Source organism: Caballeronia terrestris, from assembly GCF_001544515.1.
Classification (GTDB): Bacteria; Pseudomonadota; Gammaproteobacteria; order Burkholderiales; family Burkholderiaceae; genus Caballeronia; species Caballeronia terrestris.
Window position 1 is genome coordinate 1 of the sequence record NZ_FCOL02000123.1, and the last position, 8,288, is coordinate 8,288.

Genomic DNA, 8,288 nt, shown 5'->3' on the forward strand with positions numbered 1-8,288 from the left:
CCCGAGTTCCCGGAAGCCGTCGCCAAGCCGCGCTCGCGCTTTCGTGTGCAACTGGTGTGGCTCGTGCCGCTCATCGCGGTGCTCATCGGCGGCTGGCTCGCGGTGCAGGCAATCCTGGCGAAAGGACCGACGATCACCATCAGCTTCGTCACCGGCGAGGGCCTGGAGGCGGGCAAGACGAAGATCAAGTTCAAGAACGTCGATATCGGCGTGGTTACGAGCGTCGTGCTCGCGCCGGATCACAAGCGCGTTGTCGCAACCGCGGAGCTTTCCAAGGACGCCACGAATATGCTCGTCGACGATACGCGTTTCTGGGTCGTGCGCCCGCGTATTTCGGGCGGCACGGTGTCGGGCATCGGCACGCTATTGAGCGGCTCGTACATCGGCATGGACATCGGCTCTAAGGCAACGCCGCGGCGCGACTTCGTCGGGCTCGAAAAGCCGCCCGTGTTCGAGAGTGGCGTGCCCGGGCGCGAGTTCGTGCTAAAGAGCGACAATATGGGCTCGCTCGATGTCGGCTCGCCGATATTCTTCCGACGCTTGCAGGTCGGTCAGGTGACCCGCTTCGAGCTCGACGCCGACGGTTCGGGCGTCACCTTGCGTGTATTCATCAACGCACCCTACGACAAGTACGTGAAGGGCGACACGCGCTTCTGGCAGGCGAGCGGCGTCGATGTTTCGCTCGATACAAGCGGCGTGAAAGTCAACACAGAGTCGCTGGTTTCGATCCTGATCGGCGGACTCGCGTTCGAGAGTCCGCCCGATGCGGCTGACATTGCAGAGGCCGCCGCGAACTCCGAATTTCAACTCTTCAACGACCGGGCCGAGGCGATGAAGCGCCATGACCGCATCGTCGATACCTACGTGTTCAATTTCAAGGAATCGGTGCGCGGGCTGACGGTTGGCGCGCCGGTCGACTTCCGCGGCATCGTGGTGGGCGAGGTGGCGGCGATCTATACGCGCTACGATCCAGTCAAAAAGGAGTTCAGCATACCGGTCGAGATTCGCTACTACCCTGAGCGGTTTACCTCGCGCTATGAGTCGGGCAATAAAGGCGGCAGGGTCGTGGAGGACCGTCGCAAGGTTGCGGAGTGGCTGGTTGACAAGGGGCTTCGCGGCCAGTTGCGAACCGGAAACCTCTTGACGGGTCAGCTCTACATCGCGGTAGATTTCTTTCCGAACGCGCCGAAAGCGACGATGGACTGGAACGCGACTCCGCCTGAAATTCCGACCGCCCCGGGGGGGTTGCAATCGCTTCAGGACTCGGTGACGGCCCTGGTCGCAAAGCTCAACAAAATTCCGTTCGAGGGCATCGGGAAGGATTTGCGGCAGACCCTGCAATCTGCGGACACTTTGCTGAAAACGCTCGACCACAGCGTGGCGCCGGAGGCCCGCGCCACGCTGGTTGCAGCGCGCGAGGCACTCAACTCGACCAACAGGACATTGCAGCCCGACTCCGCGATCGCGCAGAGCACCCGCGAGACCATGCACGAACTGTCTCGCACGGCGGCGGCGTTCCGCACGCTCGCCGAGTATCTGGAACGCCATCCAGAGGCGCTGATACGTGGCAAACCCGAGGATAAAAAGTGATGCGCTCCCTGAACCTCGCAGCAGTGGTGCTCGTTCTAGTCCTTATCGGGGGCTGTTCGACGTCGCCCTCTGCAGCTTTCTACACGCTGAGCGCGGTACCGCCGGTCGTAGCCGCTCCGACTACGCCGCCGCCGATGAGCATTGTCATCGATGCGGTAACCGTTCCCGATCTGGTCGACCGGCCACAGTTTGTGCTGAGAACGGGTGCGACGCAAGTCAAGATCGACGAGTACGCTCGCTGGGCTGATTCCCTGCGCAGCCAGATCTCGCGCGTGCTTGCGGCTGACCTCGCGCAGGCCGTGCCGGGGGCGCTGGTCGCGGGCTATGCCCAGCATCCGGACAATGCGCAGGCGTATCGCGTACGGGTCGACGTGCAGAGCTTCGAGTCGGCGCCGGGGAAGATGGCAGCGATCGTTGTGCTGTGGTCGGTCTGGCCGCCGAAGGGGGCGACGATCACCGGCCGGACTATCGCGCGCGAAGCCGTCCGCACGGCCGACTACGACGCGCTCGTCGATGCGCATAGCCGGGCGTTCGCGACCGTGAGCAGTGACATTGCCGGTGCGATCCGCTCGACGCTCCTGCCGTGACACCGCGACCGCAGCATGCGACCGGCGATGATCACCGTGTCGTTGTCGATACGATTTGAGATCCGTAACGGCGAGCTAACTTGCATGCAGCGAGACGCCATGGCTCGGCACGTCGTTGCGGGCTGTCCTGGGCCGTTGTCGTGAACGTTGCGGTGATCCGCGAGGAGACGATCGATGTTGCCCACGCCCGCCCACGCCCACCTCCGAGAAGGAGCTATCCCGCGCACTGCTCGATGTCCTGATCCGTGCGGGGCTAATCGCTGTCCTGGCGATTTTCTGCTTCGAGATAGTCCTCCCGTTTCTCGACCTGCTCGTCTGGTCCATGATCCTGGCAATCACCCTTTACCCACTGCAGGTCAGGCTAAGGCGCAGGCTGGGTAACAAAGACGGCCGCACCGCCACGCTGATTGTCCTGATCGCGCTCGGCATCATCATCGTGCCGACCTACCTGTTGGGCGTCGCCATGACCGAGTCCGTGGAGCATGCGATGTCCATCGTCAAGGACGAAGGTTTCCACATCTCGCCTCGAGCCGATTCGGTAGCCGGTTGGCCTCAGGTGGGCCAGCGCTTGCAAGACTTCTGGCTGCAAGCGGCCACCGACATGACTGGCCTGATGCAGAAACTCGCTCCGCAGATCAAGGACGTCAGCCGTGCGCTGTTGATCACGGCTGCGGGCCTGGGCAAGGGGCTGCTGCTATTCATATTCGCTCTGATCATCGCGGGCATTTTCCTCGCTTATGGCGAGCAAAGCACCCGAAGTGCCGTGCAGATTACCTCGCGCCTCTTCAGCCCGGAGAAAGGTCCACGCATCGCCATATTGTGCACCGGCACCATTCGAGCGGTTGCGCAGGGCGTGGTAGGCATCGCCTTCATCCAGATGCTGCTGATTGGCGTCGCCTTCGTGGTCAAAGGCATTCCCGCTGCTGGCCTGCTGGCTTTGGCGGTGCTGTTGCTCGGGATCTTGCAACTGCCGGCCACGCTGATTACGGTCCCGGTGATTATTTACGTCTTCGCCACGGAGGGCGCGAGCGTCTCGGGCATCATCTTTTCCGTCTATGTTTTCGTCGCGGGCCTGGCCGACAACGTGCTCAAGCCGCTGCTCCTTGGACGCGGGGTTGACGTGCCGATGCCGGTAGTACTCATCGGTGCGCTGGGCGGCATGGTCACCGGCGGCGTCATTGGCCTGTTTATTGGCCCAGTGGTGCTGGCGGTGGGCTACCGGCTCTTCTGGCAATGGGTGGAAGACCAGCCGCACACTACCGGACCAGGCGACGAGAATCAGACTTGATCCGGGCGGGCTCGCCTGCGAAGGCCGCATGACACGATGCCACTCCTCGGCAACCGAACGAAGGAACACACCATGCAAAGCTACTACGCGAACCGGAACCTGCCGGAGCCCGCGATCCCGGCCCTCAAGTCGCTGAACTTGCTCAAAGGTCAGACGGCGCTGGTGACCGGTGCCAATTCCGGCATCGGTCGTGCTATCGCTCTTGCGCTGGGCAGGGCTGGTGCGAACGTAATAGTCAACTACGGGGCCAATCCGGCTGACGCCGAGGCGGTGGCTAAAGAGCTTCGCAGCGGCGGGCAGCTCGCTACTACCGCACATGCCGACGTAGCCGACGAGGCGCAAGTGCAAGCCATGTTCGCCGCTGCGGTACTCGAGTTCGGCACGATTGATATCCTCGTCAGTAACGCAGGCATGGAGCGCAACGCTCCGTTCCACGAGATGAGTGCCGCGCAATGGGACGCCGTGATGAATGTCAACCTGCGCGGCGCCTTTCTTTGCGCGCGCGAGGCGGTGCGCGAGTTCCTCCGCCGCGGCGTACGGCCGGAAGTTTCGGTAGCAGCCGGCAAGATCATCTTCACCAGTTCAGTCCACGAGGTGATTCCGTGGGCCGGCCACGTGAATTACGCGGCCTCTAAAGGCGGACTGATGCTGCTGATGAAGAGCCTCGCACAGGAGGTCGCCGAGAAGCGCATCCGCGTCAATTCCATCGCGCCGGGCGCGATCCGAATGCCGATCAACTCCGCGGCATGGTCCACTCCCGAGGCCTATGCCGAACTGATGAAGCTCGTGCCCTACAAGCGCATCGGCGAGATCGAGGAGATTGGCCGTGCGGCGGTCTGGCTGGCCTCGGACTTCACAGACTACATCGTCGGTACGACGCTCTTCATCGACGGCGGGATGACGCTGTACCCTGGATTCGAAACACGAGGTTAATCGGTTGATCGTTGTCTCAACCCTCGCTTCCCGCGCTGTCCCCACGCATCGATTCAGCCGGCGAGTGTCAACCTGGGTTTGCGGCGCTCCGACGCTGACCCGAGCGCGGCCTTCACGATGCGGTCAATTCGAAGACGTGGTAACTCCAGGGCGGCAGATCCAGATAAAGTCCGCGCGAAACGAGGTCTTGCCCATCGCGATCGAAAGTCGCCGTCCCCATCATATCCCTCAGCCGTACCGTGCGGCCGTTCACGTCGGAGAACGGGATTCGGAGATAACACTGACTCTGGTTGCCAGCGTAGTTGACGGCAATGAGTCGCCGCTCGCCGTCGGCTCGTTGCCAAGACCACGCGATGACACAATCCCAGGTCCAGTTGCCCTCCCACGCCGGCTCGCTTTCGAGCAGAGTCCACGTGCCGTCTCGAAAGACCGGTTGCCGCAGCACGGTCATCAGTCTCTCGTAGAACCCTTGCAAGCTTGCGTCGACATTCTCCAGAGGCGCGCGCGCGAGATGCGGCGAAATGCGCTTCCTGCAGCCCTCGAACTGGCCTTGGTGGAAAAAGCGCAGGCCAGGTGACAAATACGTAATGATGGCCGCAGCCTCGTGCATCCCGGGTTCGAACGTCGCTGCCGTACGGGGCTCGTCGTGGTTTTCCAGGAAGCGGGCCAGCTTGTCCTGGTAATTGAGCCCGGCGTACAAATGCTCGCGCACCGGCCGCGCGTGCGCACCGCGCAGGCGGTCGTACAGCTGCTTGTCGTAGGCGTAATCGAAACCTTGCTGCTGCATCGTCCATTCCAGATCCCAATAGACCTCGGCCATGAACCGGAAGTGCGGATGTTCGCGCCGCACGGATTCGATTGCCTTCGGCCAAAAGGAATCAGCACGAATGCCCCAGGTACGTTCGAAGACGTCGGGCAAGACCAGCATAGCCATGTCGCAGCGCACGCCGTCGCACTGCCCGGCGATTCTTTCCAACTCGCCGATCATTGCCTGCTGCAAGTCCGGGTTGCCGTAGTTGAGCTGCAGCGTGTCGGGCCAGCCGTCGAAGTATGGATCGCGTCCGTGGGCGAGCACCAGCGGGCCGCTTTTTGTTTGCACCCGGCAGTAGTTGTGCGGCGAGCGAGCCAGGTCGGTCTCGCTGCCACGAACGAAGTAGTCCGGATGCTCGTCGATCCATGCGTGATCCGGCGCCATGTGGTTCGGAACGAAGTCGAGCATCAACTTCAGTGCGCGTTGCTGCAGCCGCTGTCGCAATCGGGCGAGCGCCGCAGCGCCGCCCAGATCGCAATGGACGGTGTAGCTTTGGATAGCGAACCCGGAGCCGGCGATGTCCTGTTCCCCGAGGTCCGGCAGCGTGTCGGCGAACTCTCGACGCCATCCAGTATTCGCGCACGAGATCGCCCGCGCGGCCGGCCCGGTCTGCCAGACGCTTAGTAACCAGACCCAGTCAAAACCCAGCTCGGCAAAGCGATCCAGGTCTGCGTCGGGAATATCGTCGAGAGTCGCGCTCCTGCCGAGCACGCGAGTCAGGTCCGCCAGCCAGACGCGGGTATTGATTTGGTACAGCGCCGGGTAGCGCAAGTCGGACATATATCCTCCTTTACTTCTTGCCAATTTCTTCTCCGCCCACCTGTCCCCTTACAATCCCCGCCATCACGCGCCCGCGTTCGGTTTCCAGCATGGTTCGAGCGTCGACACGCCCAAACATGTCGAGAAGAGGGGCGACCAGACCCGTCCAGCCTGTCTGGTGGCTGGCCCCAAGGCCCGCGCCATTGTCACCGTGGAAGTACTCATGAAACAGGATCAAGTCGCACCAGTGCGGATCGTCCTGGAACTTGGCCGTGCCTCCGTAGACGGGGCGTCGCCCATTGGCGTCGCGCAGGAAAGTGCTCGTCAGCCGACGGACAAGCTCCTGCGCCACCTCGAACAGCGTCATGTGCTGACCCGACCCCGTCGGACACTCAATCTTGAAATCATCGCCGAAAAAAGTGTAGAAATTCACCAGCGCCCGTACGATCAGCAAATTGACCGGCATCCATACCGGACCGCGCCAGTTCGAGTTGCCGCCGAACATGCCGGTATCCGATTCGGCCGGGAGGTACTGCACCTTGTACTCCTGTCCGCTGACGTTTAGCACGAACGGATGGTCCAAGTGATAGCGAGATAGCGAACGAATGCCGTAGGGCCCCAGGAACTCATTCTCATCGAGCAGGTAGCCGAGCACGCGTTCAAGCTTGCGCTTGTTGAGGATCGACAGAAGCCTGCGATCCTTATGGCCCGTGAAACCTCCGTCGGTCGGGGCCACATGCGCAAGCAACTCGGGGTAGCGTTTCCGAAACTGAGCGATCAGCTCCATCAGCTTCGGATAGCGCGCGACAGACGGCGCTTCGAACACCGTCGATGCGCACAGCGGCAACAGCCCGACGAGCGACCTTACCTTCAGGCGTTTCGTCTGGCCGTCGGGGAGCCGTAGCAGATCGTAGAAAAAGCCGTCCTCTTCGTCCCACATCTCGTCTTGATGTTCGCCGCGACGGTCCATCGCATAGGCGATCCACATGAAGTGCTGGACGAACTTGAAGGCGACCTCCTCGTAGATCGGATCGTACTCGGTCAGAATAATGGCCATCTCTAGCATGCTCTGGCAATAGAAGGCCATCCACGCCGTCCCGTCCGCCTGCTCCAGCGAACCACCGGTCGGGAGCTGTGCACTGCGGTCGAAAACTCCAATATTGTCCAGACCCAGAAAGCCGCCAGCGAAGACGTTGCGCCCCGAAGGGTCCTTGCGATTGACCCACCAGTTGAAATTGAGCATCAATCCCTGAAACGAGCGCTCCAGGAATCGCAGGTCGGCCCGGCCCAACTGATTCTCGTATTTGTACAGCCAGAGCGTGGCAGCAGCATGCACCGGCGGATTCACGTCGCTGAAATTCCACTCATAAGCTGGGATCTGGCCGCTTGGGTGGAGATACAGGCTGCGCAGCATCAGCAGCAGTTGCTCCTTGGCGAAGTCGAAATCAACCATCGCCAGGGAGACCGTATGGAAGGCCAGGTCCCAGGCGGCATACCACGGATATTCCCACTTGTCCGGCATGGAAATCACGTCGGCGTTCAACATGTGGAACCACTCCGTGTTGCGAACGTCGTGGCGCGCGCCCTCAAGCAATGGATGACTCCGGTGCTCGCGCAGCCAGAGCTCCAGGTCGAAGTAGTAGTACTGCTTGCTCCACAGCATGCCGGCCAGCGCCTGGCGGTGCACGCGGCGCTGATCTTCCGTGAATGACTTCGGAGCGATCCGCTCGTAGAATTCGTCGGCATCCGCGATGCGGCTACTGAATAGGCTCTCAAAGTCGCCGAACGCATTCTCCAGTCTGGTGGCCGTCAGGCGCAGCCGAATCGTCTTACAGCCGCCTGCGGGCACGTCGCAGACATAGTGGGCCGCGGCCTTGGTCCCCGTCTTGGCCGGATTCACCGCGTCGCCCTGTCCCGAGATCACGTAGGTGTGGAACGCATCCTTCACGTAGGGAGACGCGTTGGGCTGGCCCCACAGATGCTGCGCGTTGCTTTCGTTTTCGGTGAAGAGCGACTCTGGGGTGTCGTCGCAATGGAGCCAGTAGCCGCCCAGATCATGGTGTGTAGCCTGAATGACGCCTCCGCCCGCATCGCGCAGCGTGGGCTTGCGAGTGTCATCTCCCCACGACCACGTGTTACGGAACCATAATGTCGGAAGGACTCGCAGCCGTGCCGCCTCCGGTCCGCGGTTGTGCACCGAAATGCGCACGAGGATGTCGTCCGGAGCCGCCTTGGCGTATTCCATGAACACATCGAAATACCGGTCATCAGCGAAAGCACCGGTATCGAGCAGTTCGTACTCGAACTCCTCCCGCGATCG

At 61.9% G+C, this 8,288-nt stretch carries 6 protein-coding genes; 4 read left to right on the forward strand and 2 right to left on the reverse strand.

What is annotated here, in order from left to right; all coding sequences use genetic code 11:
• The 4 genes from AWB67_RS33110 to AWB67_RS33125 all read left to right on the forward strand — a co-directional run.
• On the forward strand, positions 1-1,590 hold a 1,590-nt coding region (locus AWB67_RS33110; protein ID WP_235025483.1), incomplete at its 5' end, for a PqiB family protein.
• On the forward strand, positions 1,590-2,177 hold the full coding sequence (locus AWB67_RS33115) for a PqiC family protein (RefSeq protein ID WP_087660248.1): 588 nt from the start codon (positions 1,590-1,592) through the stop codon (positions 2,175-2,177). The genes AWB67_RS33110 and AWB67_RS33115, both read left to right, overlap by 1 nt.
• A 226-nt stretch (positions 2,178-2,403) precedes the next feature.
• Positions 2,404-3,465, forward strand: a complete 1,062-nt coding sequence (locus tag AWB67_RS33120; protein WP_235025485.1) for an AI-2E family transporter — start codon at positions 2,404-2,406, stop codon at positions 3,463-3,465.
• 72 nt (positions 3,466-3,537) lie between these two features.
• Positions 3,538-4,398 (forward strand): glucose 1-dehydrogenase, encoded by an 861-nt coding sequence (locus AWB67_RS33125; protein WP_087660249.1) that lies wholly within the window; start codon positions 3,538-3,540, stop codon positions 4,396-4,398.
• Between the two features lie 112 nt (positions 4,399-4,510).
• Here AWB67_RS33125 and AWB67_RS33130 read toward each other — a convergent pair whose 3' ends face one another.
• Positions 4,511-5,989: an alpha-amylase family glycosyl hydrolase gene (locus AWB67_RS33130; RefSeq protein ID WP_087660250.1), complete on the reverse strand. Its 1,479-nt coding sequence runs from the start codon at positions 5,987-5,989 to the stop codon at positions 4,511-4,513.
• Between the two features lie 10 nt (positions 5,990-5,999).
• Positions 6,000-8,288: MGH1-like glycoside hydrolase domain-containing protein (locus AWB67_RS33135; protein ID WP_087660251.1), on the reverse strand; the 2,289-nt coding region annotated here is incomplete at its 5' end.

What these genes read in the sequence shown, in the direction of transcription:
- AWB67_RS33115 (WP_087660248.1), top strand. Translation starts at nt 1,590, where the DNA reads ATGCGCTCCCTGAACCTCGCAGCAGTGGTGCTCGTTCTAGTCCTTATC.
- AWB67_RS33125 (WP_087660249.1), top strand. Translation starts at nt 3,538, where the DNA reads ATGCAAAGCTACTACGCGAACCGGAACCTGCCGGAGCCCGCGATCCCG.
- AWB67_RS33130 (WP_087660250.1), bottom strand. Translation starts at nt 5,989, where the DNA reads ATGTCCGACTTGCGCTACCCGGCGCTGTACCAAATCAATACCCGCGTC.